This window comes from Modestobacter sp. VKM Ac-2984 (assembly GCF_026967985.1).
GTDB lineage: Bacteria > Actinomycetota > Actinomycetes > Mycobacteriales > Geodermatophilaceae > Modestobacter.
Window position 1 is genome coordinate 207,748 of the sequence record NZ_JAPVBJ010000001.1, and the last position, 16,882, is coordinate 224,629.

18 protein-coding genes are annotated in these 16,882 nt (G+C 74.0%); 4 read left to right on the forward strand and 14 right to left on the reverse strand.

Features of this window, described 5'->3' with window-relative positions; genetic code table 11:
- Positions 1–168 precede the first annotated feature (168 nt).
- Positions 169–798 (forward strand): TIGR03085 family metal-binding protein, encoded by a 630-nt coding sequence (locus O2W16_RS01035; RefSeq protein ID WP_269156939.1) that lies wholly within the window; start codon positions 169–171, stop codon positions 796–798.
- Between the two features lie 36 nt (positions 799–834).
- Here O2W16_RS01035 and hisF read toward each other — a convergent pair whose 3' ends face one another.
- The 4 genes from hisF to O2W16_RS01055 form a co-directional block, all read right to left on the reverse strand.
- Positions 835–1,629, reverse strand: a complete 795-nt coding sequence (gene hisF / locus O2W16_RS01040) for an imidazole glycerol phosphate synthase subunit HisF (protein WP_269156940.1) — start codon at positions 1,627–1,629, stop codon at positions 835–837.
- Positions 1,626–2,018 carry a RidA family protein gene (locus O2W16_RS01045; protein WP_269156941.1) on the reverse strand — a complete coding sequence of 131 codons (393 nt, stop codon included), beginning with the start codon at positions 2,016–2,018 and terminating at the stop codon, positions 1,626–1,628. Before O2W16_RS01045 ends, hisF begins: the two co-directional genes overlap by 4 nt.
- Positions 2,015–2,746 carry a bifunctional 1-(5-phosphoribosyl)-5-((5-phosphoribosylamino)methylideneamino)imidazole-4-carboxamide isomerase/phosphoribosylanthranilate isomerase PriA gene (gene priA / locus O2W16_RS01050; protein ID WP_269156942.1) on the reverse strand — a complete coding sequence of 244 codons (732 nt, stop codon included), beginning with the start codon at positions 2,744–2,746 and terminating at the stop codon, positions 2,015–2,017. Before priA ends, O2W16_RS01045 begins: the two co-directional genes overlap by 4 nt.
- 89 nt (positions 2,747–2,835) lie before the next feature.
- Positions 2,836–3,255 carry a phage holin family protein gene (locus tag O2W16_RS01055; RefSeq protein WP_269156943.1) on the reverse strand — a complete coding sequence of 140 codons (420 nt, stop codon included), beginning with the start codon at positions 3,253–3,255 and terminating at the stop codon, positions 2,836–2,838.
- Between the two features lie 128 nt (positions 3,256–3,383).
- Between O2W16_RS01055 and O2W16_RS01060 the strand changes: the two genes are divergently transcribed.
- Together O2W16_RS01060 and O2W16_RS01065 are read left to right on the forward strand one after the other, a co-directional pair.
- A complete protein-coding gene (locus O2W16_RS01060; protein WP_269156944.1) occupies positions 3,384–3,983 on the forward strand; it encodes a nitroreductase family protein in 600 nt (199 codons plus the stop codon).
- 16 nt (positions 3,984–3,999) lie between these two features.
- Positions 4,000–4,767: an SDR family NAD(P)-dependent oxidoreductase gene (locus tag O2W16_RS01065; protein WP_269156945.1), complete on the forward strand. Its 768-nt coding sequence runs from the start codon at positions 4,000–4,002 to the stop codon at positions 4,765–4,767.
- 64 nt (positions 4,768–4,831) lie between these two features.
- Here the strand turns inward: O2W16_RS01065 and hisH are convergent, their stop codons facing one another.
- The 5 genes from hisH to hisD form a co-directional block, all read right to left on the reverse strand.
- On the reverse strand, positions 4,832–5,470 hold the full coding sequence (gene hisH, locus O2W16_RS01070) for an imidazole glycerol phosphate synthase subunit HisH (RefSeq protein ID WP_269156946.1): 639 nt from the start codon (positions 5,468–5,470) through the stop codon (positions 4,832–4,834).
- A gap of 66 nt (positions 5,471–5,536) precedes the next feature.
- Positions 5,537–5,713, reverse strand: a complete 177-nt coding sequence (locus O2W16_RS01075; protein WP_269156947.1) for a hypothetical protein — start codon at positions 5,711–5,713, stop codon at positions 5,537–5,539.
- 4 nt (positions 5,714–5,717) lie between these two features.
- On the reverse strand, positions 5,718–6,314 hold the full coding sequence (gene hisB, locus O2W16_RS01080) for an imidazoleglycerol-phosphate dehydratase HisB (RefSeq protein WP_269156948.1): 597 nt from the start codon (positions 6,312–6,314) through the stop codon (positions 5,718–5,720).
- Positions 6,311–7,438, reverse strand: a complete 1,128-nt coding sequence (locus O2W16_RS01085; RefSeq protein ID WP_269157468.1) for a histidinol-phosphate transaminase — start codon at positions 7,436–7,438, stop codon at positions 6,311–6,313. The genes hisB and O2W16_RS01085 overlap by 4 nt, the downstream gene beginning before the upstream one ends.
- A gap of 5 nt (positions 7,439–7,443) precedes the next feature.
- Positions 7,444–8,760, reverse strand: a complete 1,317-nt coding sequence (hisD, locus tag O2W16_RS01090; protein WP_269156949.1) for a histidinol dehydrogenase — start codon at positions 8,758–8,760, stop codon at positions 7,444–7,446.
- An 80-nt stretch (positions 8,761–8,840) separates the two neighbouring features.
- Here hisD and O2W16_RS01095 point away from each other — a divergent pair, with 80 nt between their 5' ends.
- A complete protein-coding gene (locus O2W16_RS01095) occupies positions 8,841–9,776 on the forward strand; it encodes an LON peptidase substrate-binding domain-containing protein (RefSeq protein ID WP_269156950.1) in 936 nt (311 codons plus the stop codon).
- Between the two features lie 59 nt (positions 9,777–9,835).
- On the opposite strand, the gene O2W16_RS01100 is transcribed toward O2W16_RS01095, so the two are convergent.
- The 5 genes from O2W16_RS01100 to lspA form a co-directional block, all read right to left on the reverse strand.
- The gene (locus tag O2W16_RS01100) at positions 9,836–10,555 is read right to left on the reverse strand and encodes a DUF2567 domain-containing protein (protein WP_269156951.1); all 720 of its coding nucleotides are present in this window, start codon (positions 10,553–10,555) and stop codon (positions 9,836–9,838) included.
- A gap of 110 nt (positions 10,556–10,665) precedes the next feature.
- On the reverse strand, positions 10,666–14,220 hold the full coding sequence (gene dnaE / locus O2W16_RS01105) for a DNA polymerase III subunit alpha (protein ID WP_269156952.1): 3,555 nt from the start codon (positions 14,218–14,220) through the stop codon (positions 10,666–10,668).
- Between the two features lie 219 nt (positions 14,221–14,439).
- The gene (locus tag O2W16_RS01110; RefSeq protein WP_269156953.1) at positions 14,440–15,237 is read right to left on the reverse strand and encodes a CPBP family intramembrane glutamic endopeptidase; all 798 of its coding nucleotides are present in this window, start codon (positions 15,235–15,237) and stop codon (positions 14,440–14,442) included.
- 12 nt (positions 15,238–15,249) lie between these two features.
- Positions 15,250–16,215: an RluA family pseudouridine synthase gene (locus tag O2W16_RS01115; RefSeq protein ID WP_269156954.1), complete on the reverse strand. Its 966-nt coding sequence runs from the start codon at positions 16,213–16,215 to the stop codon at positions 15,250–15,252.
- Between the two features lie 56 nt (positions 16,216–16,271).
- Positions 16,272–16,850 (reverse strand): signal peptidase II, encoded by a 579-nt coding sequence (gene lspA, locus O2W16_RS01120; protein ID WP_269156955.1) that lies wholly within the window; start codon positions 16,848–16,850, stop codon positions 16,272–16,274.
- Positions 16,851–16,882 lie beyond the last annotated feature (32 nt).

A 16,882-nucleotide genomic window follows, 5' to 3' on the forward strand; every position in this document is an offset into this window, starting at 1 on the left:
TCGAGCGGTCGGTGTCGCCAGCCTACGCGCATTCCTTAGGCCCCCTAACGGAATCGGCAGGAGCCCAGGACGGGTCGGTCGGTGCCCGGGACGCCGGGGGCTGGGCGTGGGTCACGCACCGGTCTCGCCGGCGGAGCCGGGGTGGCGGAACGGATATAGCCTCGGCTGGTGCCGACCTCCGCCGTGCCCGTGTCGCAGTCGGAGCGGGCCGCGCTGGCCGACCTGCTGGAGCAGCTGGGGCCCGACCAGCCCACCTGCTGCGAGGGCTGGGCCACCCAGGACATGGCCGCCCACCTCGTCGTGCGCGACCGCCGCCCCGACGCCATGCCGGGGTTCGTGCTGGGTGGGCCGTTCGCGCGATGGACGGACAAGGTGCACGGCCGGGCCCGCGACCACCAGGACTTCGCCCGGCTGGTCGCCGAGGTTCGGTCGGGTCCACCGGCCTGGGTGCCCACCGCCTGGCCGGTGCTGGACCGGCTGGTCAACACCGCGGAGATGGTCATCCACCACGAGGACGTCCGGCGGGCACAGCCCGGCTGGGCACCGCGCGAGCTGCCGCGCCAGGTGCAGGACCAGCTCTGGAAGAGCGTGCCGTTGCTGGCCCGCGGCGGGGCCGCGCCGCGGCCGACGGCCGGCCTGCTGGTGCAGCGCAGCGACGTGCCCGACGGCTCGGCGGGCAGCGAGCGCCGGCTGCACGACGGTGAACCGACGACCACGGTGACCGGAGCCCCGCTGGAGGTGCTGCTCTGGGTGAGCGGCCGCCGCGAGGTCGCCTGCGTGGACCTGACCGTCGACTGACCCGCGGTCGCCGGTCAGCGCCGCGGGCGCCGCCGGTCAGCGCAGCGGGTGGTCGGTCTCCTGCCGGACCTGCACGCCGGCGGCCGCCAGCCCCTGCTTGACGTCGCCGACCCGCAGCTGGCCGAAGTGGAAGACGCTGGCCGCGAGGACCGCGTCGGCGCCAGCCGCCACCGCCGGCGGGAAGTGGTCGACCGCGCCCGCTCCCCCGCTGGCGATCAGCGGCACGGTGACCTCGCGGCGCACCGCGGCGATCAGGTCGGTGTCGAAGCCGGTGCGCGTGCCGTCGGCGTCCATCGAGTTCAGCAGCACCTCGCCGACGCCCAGCCGGGCAGCCTGCACCACCCACTCCACGGCGTCCCGGCCGGTGCCGCGCCGGCCACCGTGGGTGGTGACCTCGAACCCGGAGTCGGTCTGCACGCCGTCCCGCACCCGGCGTGCGTCCAGGGACAGCACGAGGACCTGGTTGCCGAACCGGTCGGCGATCTCGGCGATCAGCTCCGGCCGGGTCACCGCCGCGGTGTTGACCGCGATCTTGTCCGCGCCGTTGCGCAGCAGCCGGTCGACGTCGGCGACGCTGCGCACCCCGCCGCCGACGGTGAGCGGGATGAACACGCTCTCCGCCGTGCGCCGGACGACGTCGTAGGTCGTCTCCCGGTCACCGGAGCTGGCGGTGATGTCCAGGAAGGTCAGCTCGTCGGCGCCCTCGGCGTCGTAGACCCGGGCCATCTCCACCGGGTCACCGGCGTCGACCAGGTCGACGAAGTTGACGCCCTTGACCACCCGGCCGGCGTCGACGTCCAGGCACGGGATCACCCGCACGGCCAGGCTCATGATCCCGCCCCTCGTACTGCGTCGGCCTCGATCTCCACCAGCATCGCCGGGTCGATCAGGGCGGCCACCTGCACCATCGCGGTGGCCGGCCGGACGTCGCGGAAGAACTCGCCGTGCACCCGCCCGACCTCCTCCCAGCGGCTGATGTCGGTGACGTACAGGCGGGTGCGCACCACGTCGCCGAGGGCGAACCCGGCGTCGGCCAGCGCCCGGGTGATCGTGTCCAGCGCCGCCCGGGTCTGCGCGCCGGCGTCGCCGGGGTGCACGACCACGCCGTCGACGGTCGCCGTCGTCCCGCTGACCCAGGCGGTGTCACCGTGGACGACGACCCGGCTGTAGCCGACGACCGCCTCCCAGGGAGCCCCCGATCCCAGCCGCAGCGCGGTCATGCCAGTTCTTCGGTCAGCGCAAGCGCCTCGGGCAACGTGAACTGCCCGGCGTAGAGCGCCTTGCCGACGATCGAGCCCTCGACGCCGACCTCGGTCAGCGCGGCCAGCGCGCGGATGTCGTCCAGCGAGCTGACGCCCCCGGAGGCGATGACCGGGCGTGAGGTGGCCGCGCAGACCTCGCGGAGCAGCTCGAGGTTCGGGCCGCGCAGCGTGCCGTCCTTGGTGATGTCGGTGACGACGTAGCGGGCGCACCCCTCGGCGTCCAGCCGGGCGAGGGTCTCGTACAGCTCCCCGCCCTCCTTGGTCCAGCCGCGGGCGGCCAGCCGGGTGCCCCGGACGTCCAGGCCGACGGCGACCCGGTCACCGTGCTCGGCGATCGCCCGCGCGCACCACTCCGGGGACTCCAGCGCGGCGGTGCCCAGGTTCACCCGGCGACAGCCGGTGGCCAGCGCGGCCGCCAGGGACTCGTCGTCCCGGATGCCACCGGAGAGCTCCACGTCGACGTCGAGCGAGCCGACCACCCGGGCCAGCAGCTCCCGGTTGGAGCCCCGCCCGAAGGCGGCGTCCAGGTCGACCAGGTGCACCCACTCGGCACCGTCGCGCTGCCAGGCCAGCGCCGCCTCGAGGGGGTCGCCGTAGGAGGTCTCGCTGCCGGCCTCCCCCTGGACCAGGCGGACGGCGAGGCCGTCGGCGACGTCGACGGCGGGGAGCAGCTGGAGCTTCGACACGTGCACAGCCTAGGGAAGCCCGCCGACAGCCGGGTCCGGCCTCCCCGGCGGCCGGTGGCGGGCCTCCCCGGCGGCCGGTGGCGGGCCGATCAGCCGGCCGGCGGCGCGGTGCCCCCGGACGCCCCGGGGCGGGCCGCCCGCGCGTCGTCCTTCACGCTCTGCACGGTCTCCTCCGGCACGAACGGCCTCGCCCGGCGCAGCTCGGCGACCCCCAGCGCGGCGAGCACCCCGGCGCCGGCGCCGCAGACCCCGCTCAGCAGCGCGGCCGAGGCCGGGCGGGGCAGCACGGTGTCCAGCGACCGCAGCACCAGGGCCACCGAGGTCCCCACCGTGACCATGCCGAGCAGCCCGGCCGCGCCCAGCAGCGCCGAGGCCCGGCCGGCCTGGCGCGCGCTGTCGGTCAGCTCCTGCCGGAGCCGGTCGAGCTCCAGGCGCACCAGCGACGCCGCGTTCCCCTGCAGGCTCTGCACGAGGCCGCCGGTCGGCGTCCCCCGTCCGCTCGTCGTCATGGCTGCCCCTCGGTCCGGCGGTGGCGACGGCCGGGAGGTCCCCGGCGGCCGCGGTGCGCTCCTACCCGACCGGGGCGCCGACAACCTGTCGGGCGGGTGCGGCAGGGTGCCCTGCATGGAGTCGTGCCGTGGAGTTCGCTGACGTCGTCCGCCGCCGCCGCATGGTGCGGGACTACGACCCCGACCGGCCGGTGCCGCCCGAGGTGCGGGACCGGCTGCTCGAGCACGCGATCCGGGCGCCCTCGGCCGGGTTCAGCCAGGGCTGGGCGTTCCTGGTGCTGGAGACGCCGGAGGAGCGGGAGCGCTTCTGGACGGCGACCACCGACGCCGGCCCGGCCGACGGCTGGCTGACCCGGATGCGCCGGGCGCCGCTGCTGGTGGTGCCGCTGTCGCACAAGGCCGCCTACCTGCAGCGCTACGCGGAGCCCGACAAGGGCTGGACCGACCGCGACGAGGCCCGCTGGCCGGTGCCCTACTGGGACGTCGACACCGGCATGGCCTCGCTGCTGATGCTGCTCACCGCGGTCGACGAGGGGCTGGGCGCCTGCTTCTTCGGCGTGCCGGCCGAGCGTGTCGACGCCTTCCGCACCGCCTTCGGGGTGCCGGCCGCCTACACCCCGATCGGCTGCGTCTCGGTGGGCTGGCCCGGCGCCGAGGACAAGCGGTCGCCGTCGCTCAAGCGCGGCCGGCGGGGCCTGGACGAGGTCGTGCACCGGGGCAGCTGGTGACTGGTTGACTCCCTGCGTGGCCACGCAGACCCCGAGTTCCCGCGCCGTCCTGGTGACCGGCGCCTCCCGCGGCATCGGCCGCGCGATCGCCCTCGCGTTCGCCGGCCAGGGCGACCGGGTGGCGGTGCACTGGGGCGGCTCACGGGAGCGGGCCGAGCAGGTGCTCGCCGAGCTGCCCGGCGACGGGCACGTGCTGGTGCAGGCCGACCTCACCGATCCCGCCGCCGTGGGCCGGATGGTCGACGAGGCCGCCGCGGCGCTGGGCGGGCTGCACGTGCTGGTCAACAACGCCGGCGTCTTCACCGCGCACCCGCCGCTGGAGACCGGCTACGACGAGTGGCAGGCGGCCTGGCAGCACACCCTGGCGGTCAACCTGGTCGGCCCGGCCAACGCGACGTTCCGCGCACTGCCGCACCTGATCGCCGCCGGTGGCGGCGCGGTTGTCAACGTCTCCAGCCGGGGCGCCTTCCGCGGCGAGCCGGCCAACCCCGCGTACGGCGCGTCCAAGGCCGGGCTGAACGCCTTCGGCCAGTCGATGGCCTTGGCGCTGGCCCCGCACGGCATCTCGGTCGGCACCGTGGCGCCGGGTTTCGTGCAGACCGAGATGGCCCGCGAGGTGCTCGACGGCCCGGGCGGAGACGCCGTCCGCGCCCAGTCGCCCTACGGCCGGGTCGCCGACCCCGACGAGGTCGCCTCGGCGGTGCTGTGGCTGGCCTCGCCGGGAGCCCGGTTCTCCACCGGCACGATCATCGACGTGAACGGCGCGAGCTACCTGCGGAGCTGAAGAAGGACCCCGCTGCCCCCCACCACTCGCGAGCTCGCGGCGGGCCCCTGCAGCGGGGCCGGGGTCAGTCGAGCGTGTGGAGCCAGTTGGTGAGCAGCTGGGCGCCGGCGTCGCCGCTCTTCTCCGGGTGGAACTGGGTCGCCGACAGCGGCCCGTTCTCCACCCCGGCGACGAACCGGTCGCCGTGCTCGGCCCAGGTGACCGCCGGCGGGGTCAGCCGCCCGGTGACGCCGGGCTCGGCCAGCGGGAACTCCCGCACCCCGTAGGAGTGCACGAAGTAGAAGCGCTGCTCCTCCAGGCCGGCGAACAGCGTCGACCCCTCCGGGGAGGAGACGGTGTTCCAGCCCATGTGCGGCAGCACCGGCGCGTGCAGCTCTTCGACGACGCCGGGCCACTCCCCGCAGCCCTCGGTGTCCTGGCCGTGCTCGACGCCGCGCTCGAACAGGATCTGCATGCCCACGCAGATGCCGAGCACCGGACGCCCGCCGGCCAGCCGGCGGCCGATGACCTTGGGCCCGTCCACGGCGCGCAGCCCGTCCATGCAGGCGGCGTAGGCGCCCACCCCGGGGACGACGAGCCCGTCGGCCTCCAGCGCGGCCTCCGGGTCGGCGGTCACGGTGACGTCGGCACCCACCCGGGTCAGCGCGCGCTCGGCCGAGCGCAGGTTGCCCGACCCGTAGTCGAGGACGACGATCTTCTTCACATCTCCCACGCTACCCACCAGCCCGCTGCGGCCCGCCGGCATTCCCGGGCTGCGGGGCGACCGCCCCTAGACCAGGCGCAGGACGCCGGCCGCGGTCGCCAGCAGCGCGGCGACCAGCAGGATGACGGCGAAGGCCACCTGCACCCCGGTGCGCCCGTCGGTGTCGGAGTCGGCCTTGAAGATGCTGTACGCGCCGCCGAGCAGGAAACCGCCGACGACCATCAGCGCGACGCCGAAGTTCACGAGGTCACAGAGCGCCCTTGGTCGAGGGCACGTCGGTGACCCGCGGGTCCAGGGCGACGGCGGTGCGCAGCGCGCGGGCCAGGGCCTTGAACTGCCCCTCGACGATGTGGTGGGCGTCCCGGCCGGCGTAGAGCACCCGCACGTGCAGACTGATCCGGGCGTTGAACGCGAAGGACTCCAGCACGTGCTTGGTGAGCGACGTCGGGTAGTCCGGCCCGATCATCGGCGTCATGTCCGCCGGCTCGGCGTGCACGAAGTACGGCCGGCCGGACAGGTCGACGGCGGCCTGCACCAGGACCTCGTCCATCGGGATCGTCGCGTCGCCGTAGCGGGTGATCCCGCGCTTGTCGCCCAGCGCCTCGGCGAACGCCTGACCGAGCGCGATCGCGACGTCCTCGACCGTGTGGTGGGCGTCGATGTGCAGGTCACCGTCGGCGTGCACGGTGAGGTCGATGCCGCTGTGCTTGGACAGCGCGGTGAGCATGTGGTCGTAGAAGCCGACCCCGGTGGCGACGTCGGCCGTCCCCGTGCCGTCGAGGTCGACCTCGACCACGAGCTTGGTCTCCTTGGTCGTGCGCTCGACGCGTGCAGTGCGGTTCATGCCGTCGATCCTCCCAGAGAGCTGCGGTGCGCCGGTGCGACCTCACCCAGCGCGGTGAGGAACGCATCGGTCTCCTCGGTGGTGCCGGCGGTGACCCGCAGCCAGCCCGGCAGGCCGACGTCGCGCACCAGCACCCCGCGGTCCAGCAGCGCCTGCCAGGCCGCGGCGGAGTCGGTGAAGTGCCCGAAGAGCACGAAGTTGGCGTCGCTGGGCACGCTGGTCAGCCCCATGCCCGGCAGCGCGGCGACGATCCGGTCGCGCTCCGTCCGGACCAGGTCGACCGTGGCCAGCAGCTGCTCGGTGTGCGCCAGCGCGGCCCGCGCGGCCGCCTGGGTCAGCGAGCTCAGGTGGTAGGGCAGCCGGACCAGCTGCAGGGCGTCGACCACGGCCGGGTCGGCGGCCAGGTAGCCCAGCCGCAGCCCCGCCATCCCGAACGCCTTGCTCATCGTGCGGCTGACGATCAGCCGCGGCCGGCCGGGCAGCAACGAGAGCGCCGAGACCGTGCCGGAGCGGGCGAACTCGGTGTAGGCCTCGTCCACGACCAGCACGCCGGCGCCGTCGTCGTAGGAGGTGGCCTCGTACAGCGCGGCGATGGTGTCCAGCTCGACCGCGGTCCCGGTCGGGTTGTTCGGGCTGGTCACGAAGACGACGTCGGGCCGCACCTCGCGCACCTGGGCGGCCGCGGCCGCCGGGTCGATGGTGAAGTCGGTGCGGCGGTGCCCGTCGACCCAGGCGGTGCCGGTGCCCGCGCTGAGGATCGGGTGCATCGAGTAGGACGGCGTGAACCCCAGCGCCGTCCGCCCGGCGCCGCCGAAGGTCTGCAGCACCTGCTGCAGCACCTCGTTGGAGCCGTTGGCCGCCCACACCTGCGCCGGGGTGACCTGCTCGCCGCTGGTGCGGGTCAGGTAGGCGGCCAGGTCGATCCGCAGCGCCGTCGCATCGCGGTCGGGGTAGCGGTTGAGCCCCATGGCCGCCTCGGTCAGGGCCACCTGCAGGTCGGCCAGCAGCGCCGGGGGCAGCGGGTGCGGGTTCTCGTTGGTGTTGAGCCGGTGGTCGGCCGGCGGCTGCGGCGCGCCGTAGGGCGACCGCCCCCGCAGCTCCGGCCGCAGCGGCAGCGCCTCCATCGCGGTCACGACCGGGACGGCGACTGCTGCCGGGCCCGCACCGCCGCGGCGTGCGCAGGCAGGTCCTCGGCGTTCGCCAGCGCGTCGATGTGGCCGGCCACCTCGGCGAGGGCCTGCTCGTCGTACTCGACCACGTGGATGCCGCGCAGGAACGACTGGACGCTCAGCCCGCTGGAGTGCCGGGCGCAGCCGCCGGTGGGCAGCACGTGGTTGGAACCGGCTGCGTAGTCGCCGAGGGAGACCGGCGCCCACGGCCCGACGAAGACCGCGCCGGCGTTGCGCACCCGCATCGCCACCGCACGGGCGTCCCGGGTCTGGATCTCCAGGTGCTCGGCGGCGTAGGCGTCGACCACGGCCAGCCCGGCGTCCAGGTCGTCGACCAGCACGATGCCCGACTGGGTGCCCCCGAGCGCGGTGGTGATCCGGTCGCTGTGCTTGGTGGCGGCCACCTGACCGGGCACCAGCTCCAGGACGGCGTCGGCGAGCTCCTCGCTGGTGGTGACCAGCACCGCGCCGGCCAGCGGGTCGTGCTCGGCCTGGCTGATCAGGTCGGCGGCGACGTGCACCGGGTCGGCGGTGTCGTCGGCCAGGACGGCGACCTCGGTGGGGCCGGCCTCGGAGTCGATGCCGATCAGGCCGCGCAGCAGCCGCTTGGCCGCGGTGGTGTAGACGTTGCCCGGCCCGGTGACCAGGTCGACCGGCGCGCAGGACCCGGCGCCGTAGCCGAACACGGCGATCGCCTGGGCCCCGCCCACCGCGTACACCTCGGTGACGCCCAGCAGCGCGCACGCCGCCAGCACCCCGGGGTCGGGCAGGCCGCCGTTGTCCCGCTGCGGCGGGCTGGCCACCGCGATCGAGGTGACCCCGGCCAGCTGCGCCGGGACGACGTTCATGACCACCGAGCTCAGCAGCGGGGCCAGCCCGCCGGGCACGTACAGGCCGACCCGGCGCACCGGCACCCAGCGCTCGGTGACGGTGCCGCCGCGCACCACGTCGGTGGTGACGTCGGTCCGGCGCTGGTCGGAGTGCACGATCCGCACGCGGCGGATCGACTCCTCCAGGGCGGCGCGCACCGCGGGGTCGACGGTGGCCAGCGCCTCGTCCAGCGCCGCCTGCGGCACGGCCATGTCCGGGACGTCCACGCCGTCCAGCCGCGCGGTGACCTCCCGGACCGCCGCGGCGCCGCGCAGCCGCACGTCCTCGCAGATCGGCCGGACGACGTCGAGCACCGAGTCGATGTCGACGCCGGCACGCGGCAGCAGCTGGGCGAGCTCACGCGGCCCGGGCAGAGCAGGACCACGCAGGTCGATGCGGGACAGCACGGAGCACCTCCGGGTACGACGGGAGAACACCCCACGGTAGACGGCGGGTGCACCGGCCCCGCTGCCCGTAGGCTCCCGGCGTGCGCGAGGAGGAGGGAACCGGGGACCGCGAGGTCATCCCGCTGTTCCCGTTGGAGACCCCGCTGTTCCCCGGCGTCGTCCTGCCGCTGAACATCTTCGAGCCCCGGTACCGCCAGCTCGTCGCCGATCTGTCCGCCCTCCCCGAGGGGGCACCGCGCCGGTTCGGCGTGGTGGCGATCCGGCAGGGCTGGGAGGTGGAGCGCGTCGCGCCCGCCGAGGCGCTCTTCGACGTCGGCTGCACCGCGGTGCTGCGGGTGGTCGCCCCCCAGTCCGACGGCGGGTACCAGGTGGTGACCGTCGGTGGTGAGCGGTTCCGGCTGCTCGACGTCCTGGCACCGGCCGACGTGGTCGAGCACGGCGGCGAGGCCGGCGGTGAGGCCGGCGCCGCGCCGACGTACCTGCGTGCGGTCGTCGAGTGGCTGCACGAGGAGGAGGCGGCCGAGGAGGCCGCCGGGGACGCCGAGGGGCTCGTCGGCGTGGACGCCGGCCACGGACACGAGGCCGACGAGGTCGTCACCGAGGTGGCCCGCGGCTCGCTGGAGCTGCTGGCCGGCAACGTCCGCGACCTCTTCGCCCGGTACGTGGCCGACGTCGCCGTCCGCCAGGGCGGTGGCGACGGGCTGCCGGACGAGGTGCTGGAGGCGCTGACGTCGGAGGACCTGGTGCCCGAGGACGACGCCGCCCCGGCCGGGATCGCCGACACCGCGGCCCTGCTGCGCGAGGTCAGCGACGACGCCCGGGGCCTGTCCTACCTGGTGGCCTCGGTGGCCCTGCTGACCACCGAGGACCGGCAGGCGCTGCTGGCCGAGTCCGCGACCCGCCGCCGGCTGGCCATGGAGTCCCGGATGCTGCGGCGGGAGCTGACCCTGCTGCGGACCCTCGGCGCGGTGCCGGTGCCGCTGCGCCAGTTCGCCACCCCGATGACCCCCAACTGATTGAAGGACCCCCTTGCCCCCCACCGCTCGCACGCTCGCGGCGGGACCCTGCAAGGGGCCTACGGGCGGCGGGGGGCTGCTGGTGGCACCGGCGGGAGCGGGGGGCGGGGCGGCAGCTGCTGCTCGGCCCGCGGGGTGTCGTCGGGGCGGCCGAGGTCGTCGTCGGGGGTGAGCGCGGTGGCGACCAGGTAGGTGAGCACGGCGGCGAAGGGCCCGATGGCCAGCGCCGCGGTGGCGGCCAGGTCCACGCCGGTGGTGATCGTCCCCCCCACCTCGGCCAGCTCCGCCTCGGTGGGCCCCGCCCCCAGCAGCTCACCCAGCTGCCAGGCGACGACCCCGGCGCCGACCATCCCGCCGGCCAGGCCGACCAGCGCAGGCACCCCGCGGCGGCGACGGATCAGCCACACCAGGACGCCGGCCAGCACCCCCAGCCCGGCCAGCACCAGGACGTACACGCCGTCGTCGGCGAAGAACACCTCGGCGCTCGGCACCCCGACCACCGGCACGATCTGGGTCTCGGTGACCCGGTAGTCGGCCCGCGGGGCCAGCCAGGCCCACAGTGCGCCGGCTCCCAGGCCGGCGACCGTCAGGGCCAGCACGGTGATCAGCCCGGTCCGCACGTCCTCGCGGCTGCCACGCAGGCCGGGCGCCCACCCGGCCCGGGTCGCCGGCAGCTGGGGCACCCAGCCCGGTGGGGGTGTCGCGGGCCGGGACGCCGGCAGAGCGCCGGGACCGGCCGGTGCACCGGGCGCCGGCCCGGCGGTACGGGGATCGGTCACCGGTCCAGTGTCGCTGCCCCGGCTGTGTGCCTCGACTCAGGCCGTCCCCCGGCCCCCTCCGAGGCTCCGCCGCTCGGGTGCGGGCGGGCCGGAGGCAGCGGGGGCCGCCGTCACAGGAGCGCGACGCTGGTGGGGCCCAGGAGCGCCTTGATGTCGCCCATCAGCGCGGTGCTGGGCTGGACCCGCAACCCCTGGTCCAGCCGCAGCACCGTCTCCCGGCCGCCGTTGAGCAGCTTGAGCTGGACCTCGGTGGTGCCCGGGTGGCTGCCGAGCACCTCGCGGAGCCGCTCCACCACCGGCGGCGTGCAGCGGGCCGCCGGCATCGAGACCAGCACCGGACCGCGGGGCCCGTCGGTGACCTCGGGGACGTACACCTCGGAGGCGAACAGCGAGGGCGTGTCGTCGCGGCGGCTGATCCGGCCCTTGACCACCACGATCTGGTCGCGGACCACCTTGTCCGAGACCTGCGCCCAGGTCTTGGGGAAGAAGAGCACCTCCAGCCCGGCCTCGAGGTCCTCGATCGTGGCGATCGCCCACGGCGCGCCCTGCTTGTTGGTGCGTGGCCCGACGGCGGTCAGGATGCCGGCGATCGTGACGTTGGCGCCGTCCTCGACCCCGCCGGCGATGATCTCGGCCAGCGCGGTGTCGGCGTGCGAGGTGAGCACGTGCTCCACCCCGTGCAGTGGGTGGTCGGAGACGTAGAGGCCGAGCATGTCCCGCTCGAAGACCAGCTTCTCCGACTTCGACCAGTCCGCGGTGGGGATGGCGATGTCCAGCGAGGAGCCGAACGGGTCCTCGGCGGTCTCGCCGAAGCTGCCGAACAGGTCGAACTGCCCCTCGGCCTCCTTGCGCTTGACCCCCATCGCCTGGTCCACGGCGTTGGCGTGGATCGCGGCGATGCCCTGCCGGGAGTGGCCCATCGAGTCGAACGCGCCGGCCTTGGCCAGGGACTCGATGACCTTCTTGTTGCACGCCACCGTGTCGATCTTGCGCATGAAGTCGGCGAAGTCCTTGAACGCGCCCTTCTCCTCGCGCGCCCGCACGATCGAGTCGACGACGTTGTGCCCGACGTTGCGCACCGACGCCATGCCGAAGCGGATGTCGGTACCGACGGCGGTGAAGTCCCAGGAGGACTCGTTGACGTCCGGCGGGAGCACCTTGATGCCCATCCGGCGGCACTCGGCCAGGTACACCGGCCGGCGGTCCTTGTCGTCGCCGACGCTGGTGAGCAGCCCGGCCATGTACTCGGCCGGGTAGTTGGCCTTGAGGTAGGCGGTCCAGTAGGAGACCAGGCCGTAGGCGGCCGAGTGCGCCTTGTTGAAGGCGTAGTCGGCGAACGGGACCAGGATGTCCCAGAGCGTCTTGACCGCGGCGGCGGAGTAGCCGTTGGCCTTCATCCCGGCCTCGAAGCCGACGTACTCGGCGTCCAGGACCGACTTCTTCTTCTTGCCCATCGCGCGGCGCAGCAGGTCGGCCTTGCCGAGGGAGTACCCGGCGACCTTCTGCGCGATCGCCATGACCTGCTCCTGGTACACGATCAGGCCGTAGGTCTGGCCCAGGATCTCCGCGAGCGACTCGGCCAGCTCAGGGTGGATCGGGGTGATCTCCTGCTGGCCGTTCTTGCGCAGCGCGTAGTTGGTGTGCGAGTTCGCGCCCATCGGACCCGGGCGGTACAGCGCACCGACGGCGGAGATGTCCTCGAAGTTGTCCGGGCGCATCAGCCGCAGCAGCGACCGCATCGGGCCGCCGTCGAACTGGAAGACGCCCAGGGTCTCCCCGCGGGACAGCAGGGCGTACGTGGCCGGGTCGGTGAGGTCCTTGCTGATCTCGTCGAGGTCGACCGGGTCCTTGCCGTTGATGACGATGTTGCGCAGTGCGTCGTCGATCACGGTCAGGTTGCGCAGACCCAGGAAGTCCATCTTCAGCAGGCCCAGGGTCTCGCAGGTCGGGTAGTCGAACTGCGTGATCACCGCGCCGTCGGCCTCGCGCCGCATGATCGGGATGCTGTCGATCAGCGGGTACCGGCCGATGATGACCCCGGCGGCGTGCACGCCCCACTGCCGCTTCAGCCCCTCGAGCTTGCGGGCCTGGTCGACGACCTCGGCCGCGCCCGGGTCGGACTCGTAGCGGGCCCGGAACTCCCCGGCCTCCTTGTAGCGCTCGTGCTTGGGGTCGAAGATGCCCGACAGCGGGATGTCCTTGCCCATGACGCCGGGGGGCATCAGCTTGGTCAGCTCGTCGCCCACCGAGTACGGCCGGTCGAGCACCCGGGCGGCGTCCTTGATCGCGGCCTTGGCCTTGATCGTGCCGTAGGTGACGATCTGGCTGACCCGCTCCTCGCCGTACTTCTCCGAGACGTAGCGGATCACCTCGCCCCGGCGGCGGTCGTCGAAGTCGATGTCGACGTCGGGCATGGAGACGCGCTCGGGGTTGAGGAACCGCTCGAAGATCAGCCCGTGCTGCAGCGGGTCGAGGTCGGTGATGCCCATCGCGAAGGCGGCCATCGAACCGGCGGCCGAGCCGCGGCCCGGGCCGACCCGGATGCCGTTGTCCTTGGCCCAGTTGATGAAGTCGGCGACCACGAGGAAGTACCCCGGGAAGCCCATCTGGGTGATGATCCCGACCTCGTAGTCGGCCTGCTTGCGGACGTGGTCGGGGATGCCGGCCGGGTAGCGCTTGTGCAGCCCGGCCTCGACCTCCTTGACGAACCAGGAGGTCTCGTCCTCGCCCTCGGGCAGCGGGAAGCGCGGCATCAGGTCGGCGCCCTCGGTGAACTGCACCTCGCACTGCTCGGCGATCAGCAGGGTGTTGTCGCAGGCCTCGGGGTGCTCGCGGAACAGCGCGCGCATCTCCGCGGCGGACTTCAGGTAGTAGCCGTCGCCGTTGAACTTGAAGCGGTTGGTCTCGTTGAGCCGGGAGCCGGTCTGGATGCACAGCAGGGCGTCGTGCGCCTGGGCGTCCTCACGGTGGGTGTAGTGCAGGTCGTTGGTGCCCAGCAGCGGGATGCCGAGCTCCTTGGCGATCTCCAGCAGGGCCGGCTTGGTCCTCTTCTCGATGGACAGCCCGTGGTCCATGATCTCGGCGTAGAAGTTCTCCTTGCCGAAGATGTCCTGGAAGTCCGCCGCCGCCTGCCGGGCCTTGTCCACCTTGCCGGCCCGCAGCCACATGTTGACCTCCCCGGAGGGGCACCCGGTGGTGGCGATCAGGCCCGTGCCGTACCTCTCCAGCAGGTCGCGGTCGAAGCGCGGCTTGCGGTACTGGCCCTCCAGGCTGGCCAGCGAGGAGATCCGGAAGAGGTTGTGCATCCCCTCGGTCGTCTTCGCCAGCAGGGTCATGTGCGTGTAGGCGGCCTTGCCTCGGTTGTTCCCGCCGTCGCCCTCCTCGTCCATCAGCTTGTCGCCGAAGTCGAAGGGGGCGCGGTCGAACCGGGAGCCGGGGGTGTAGTAGCCCTCCATGCCGATGATCGGCTTCACGCCGGCGGCCTTGGCGGTCTTGTAGAAGTCGTAGGCGCCGAAGACGTTGCCGTGGTCGGTCATCGCCAGCGCCGGCATGCCCTCGTCGGCCGCGGCCTTGGTGACCTCACCGAGCTTGGCGGCCCCGTCGAGCATCGAGTACTCGGTGTGCACGTGCAGGTGCACGAAGTTCTCTGAGGACGGGGTGCTCACGGTGCGTGGTGCTCCTCACGGGTCGTGCTCACCGCCTGCCCACCAGCGGTGGACAGGGGCGGCGGGTCGTTCTGGGGTGACCGGCGGGGAAGGCCGTTCAGGGGTGCTGCCGTGCGGGGTGTCGGTCCCCGATCCTCGCACCTCCGGAGTCCTACGCCGAGGGTCCGACAGAACGTGTCTCGGCGATCCGGACCACTCCGTCACACCCGCCCCGGCGCCTCACCGGACGGCGGCCGGGAGCGCGGAGGCCGGCACGAACAGGAACCGCAGGTCGATCGCGGCGTGCAGCAGCACCGGCAGCAGGAGCGAGCCGGTGTCGAGGTAGACCCCGGCCAGCACACCCCCGAGGACGCCGGTGGTCACCACCCCGGCCGGCCCCTGGTAGGCGTGCGCCAGCCCGAACGCCAGCGCGGCGACCAGGACCAGCACCACGGCGGGCAGCCCGGGGGCCAGCGCCGCCACCACGGCGAGGAAGAAGCCGCGGTACAGCCACTCCTCGCACACCCCCGCGGTCACCCCGACCAGGGCGAACAGCCGGCGCTCGGACCGGCTGCGCGGCAGCAGCGCGAGCGTCGAGTGCCCGGGTGGCTCGGCGTGCCGGGCCTCGCCGGGCCGGGTGCGGCGCAGCGTCTCCGGCGGCGGCCCGGCGACCGCACCGCTGCGCAACGCCCGGGTGGTCAGCAGGACCAGCGCCAGGAGCACGACGACCGCCAGCCAGGTCGCCGGTCCGGGCCAGCCGGTCGGCCAGCGCAGCCCCACCTCGGCCGCGCTCACCCCGGTGGCGGCGAGCCAGACCACGACGGTGACCGCCGCCAGACCCCACTCGAGCACCAGCAGCCGGCGGTAGAAGGACCGCCGCGCCGCCGGGTCGGTGCGCAGGCGCCCCTCGAAGCGCCGGTGCAGCACGTACCCGACGAACGGCTCCCCCACGACCAGGTAGACGGCGATGATCACCGCCGCCAGCTGCGCTGCGCCGAAGTCGGCGAGTGCAGCAGGGAGGTCGGGGGCTCCGGACACGAGGCGAGCGCCTCAGTTCTCGGCGCGCAGGACAGCCAGGGCGCCGGCCAGGTCGGCGGGGTGGTCGCTGGTGAACTCGACCCAGCGCCCGTCGGCGGGATGGGCGAACCCGAGCCGCACCGCGTGCAGCCACTGCCGCTGCACCCCGAGCCGAGCGGCCAGCGTCGGGTCGGCCCCGTAGGTCATGTCCCCGACGCAGGGGTGGCGCAGGGCGGAGAAGTGGACCCGGATCTGGTGGGTGCGCCCGGTCTCCAGGTGGACGTCGACGAGGCTGGCCGCCGGGAAGGCCTCCACCACCTCGTAGTGGGTGACCGACGGGCGGCCGCCGGTCACCACCGCGAACCGCCAGTCGTGCTTGGGGTGCCGGTCGATCGGGGCGTCGATCGTGCCCTTGGACGGGTCGGGGTGCCCCTGCACCAGGGCCTGGTACCCCTTGTCGACGGTGCGCTCCTTGAACGCCGCCTTGAGCAGGGTGTAAGCCCGTTCGCTCTTGGCGACGACCATGAGCCCGGTGGTCGCGGCGTCCAGGCGGTGCACGATGCCCTGCCGCTCGGCCGCGCCACTGGTGGAGATCCGGTAGCCGGCCGCAGTCAGTCCGCCGGTGACCGTGGGCCCGGTCCACCCGGGGCTGCCGTGCGCGGCCACCCCGACCGGCTTGTCGATGACCACGACGTCGTCGTCGTCGTGCACCACCGTCAGCCCGGAGACCGGCACCGGGGCGGCCGGCTCACCCGGTGGCGGCGGCAGCTCGACCTCCAGCCAGCTGCCGGCGGTCAGTCGGTCGCCCTTGCCCCGGGCACGGCCGTCGACGACGACGGCACCGCCGTCCGCCAGCTCGGCGGCCACGGCGCGGGAGACCCCGAACAGCCGCACCAGCGCCTGGTCGACCCGCTGGCCCTCGAGCCCGTCGGGCACGGGCAGCGACCGGTGTTCACCGGGTCGCCCGCCGGAAGAGGCCAGGCCGGGACTGCTGATCACCGCACCATTGTGACGGGTGGGGCACTCCGGCCGGCCGCCGCCGGGCCGTCCTGCGCTCAGTCGGTGACGGCGTCCGGCCGGTCGTCGCTGCGGCTGCCGTCGAACTCGATGCCGCGGAAGGCCAGGATCGCGCCCAGCACGCCACCGCAGACGATCGCCGAGTCGGCGACGTTGAAGATCGGGAACACCCCGCCGTAGGGGTCGAACACGGAGAGGAAGTCCACGACGCCGCCGCGCAGGAACCCCGGGTCGCGGAACACCCGGTCGACCAGGTTCCCCAGCGCACCGCCGAGCACGAGGCCGAGGGTGACCGCCCAGGCGGCCGAGTGCATCCGCCGCGCGCTGCGCACGATCACCACGACCACGGCCAGCGCGATCAGGCTGAACACCAGCGTGGCGCCCTCGGCGAAGGAGAAGGCCGCACCGGTGTTGCGCGCCTCGGTGAGGTAGAGCGCCCCGCCGAGCAGCCGCAGCGGCTCCCGGTCGGACAGCGTGGCGACGACGATCAGCTTCGTGGCCAGGTCCAGGGCCAGGACCGCGGCGGCCAGGCCGAGCAGCAGGCGGGCCCGGGAACGGCCGCGCGGGCCGGCCGCAGCGGCCGAGGAACCCGTCGTGGGATCGGGCTGCTCGGACATCGCCGTCCTCCCCGTTGGCGGCCCCGGTGACC

Excerpts from the sequence above, each read along its gene's own strand:
- hisF (WP_269156940.1), bottom strand. The coding sequence starts at position 1,629 with ATGAGCCTGGCCGTGCGGGTGATCCCGTGCCTGGACGTCGACGCCGGC.
- O2W16_RS01045 (WP_269156941.1), bottom strand. The coding sequence starts at position 2,018 with ATGACCGCGCTGCGGCTGGGATCGGGGGCTCCCTGGGAGGCGGTCGTC.
- O2W16_RS01055 (WP_269156943.1), bottom strand. The coding sequence starts at position 3,255 with ATGACGACGAGCGGACGGGGGACGCCGACCGGCGGCCTCGTGCAGAGC.
- hisB (WP_269156948.1), bottom strand. The coding sequence starts at position 6,314 with ATGAACCGCACTGCACGCGTCGAGCGCACGACCAAGGAGACCAAGCTC.
- O2W16_RS01085 (WP_269157468.1), bottom strand. The coding sequence starts at position 7,438 with ATGGAGGCGCTGCCGCTGCGGCCGGAGCTGCGGGGGCGGTCGCCCTAC.
- lspA (WP_269156955.1), bottom strand. The coding sequence starts at position 16,850 with ATGTCCGAGCAGCCCGATCCCACGACGGGTTCCTCGGCCGCTGCGGCC.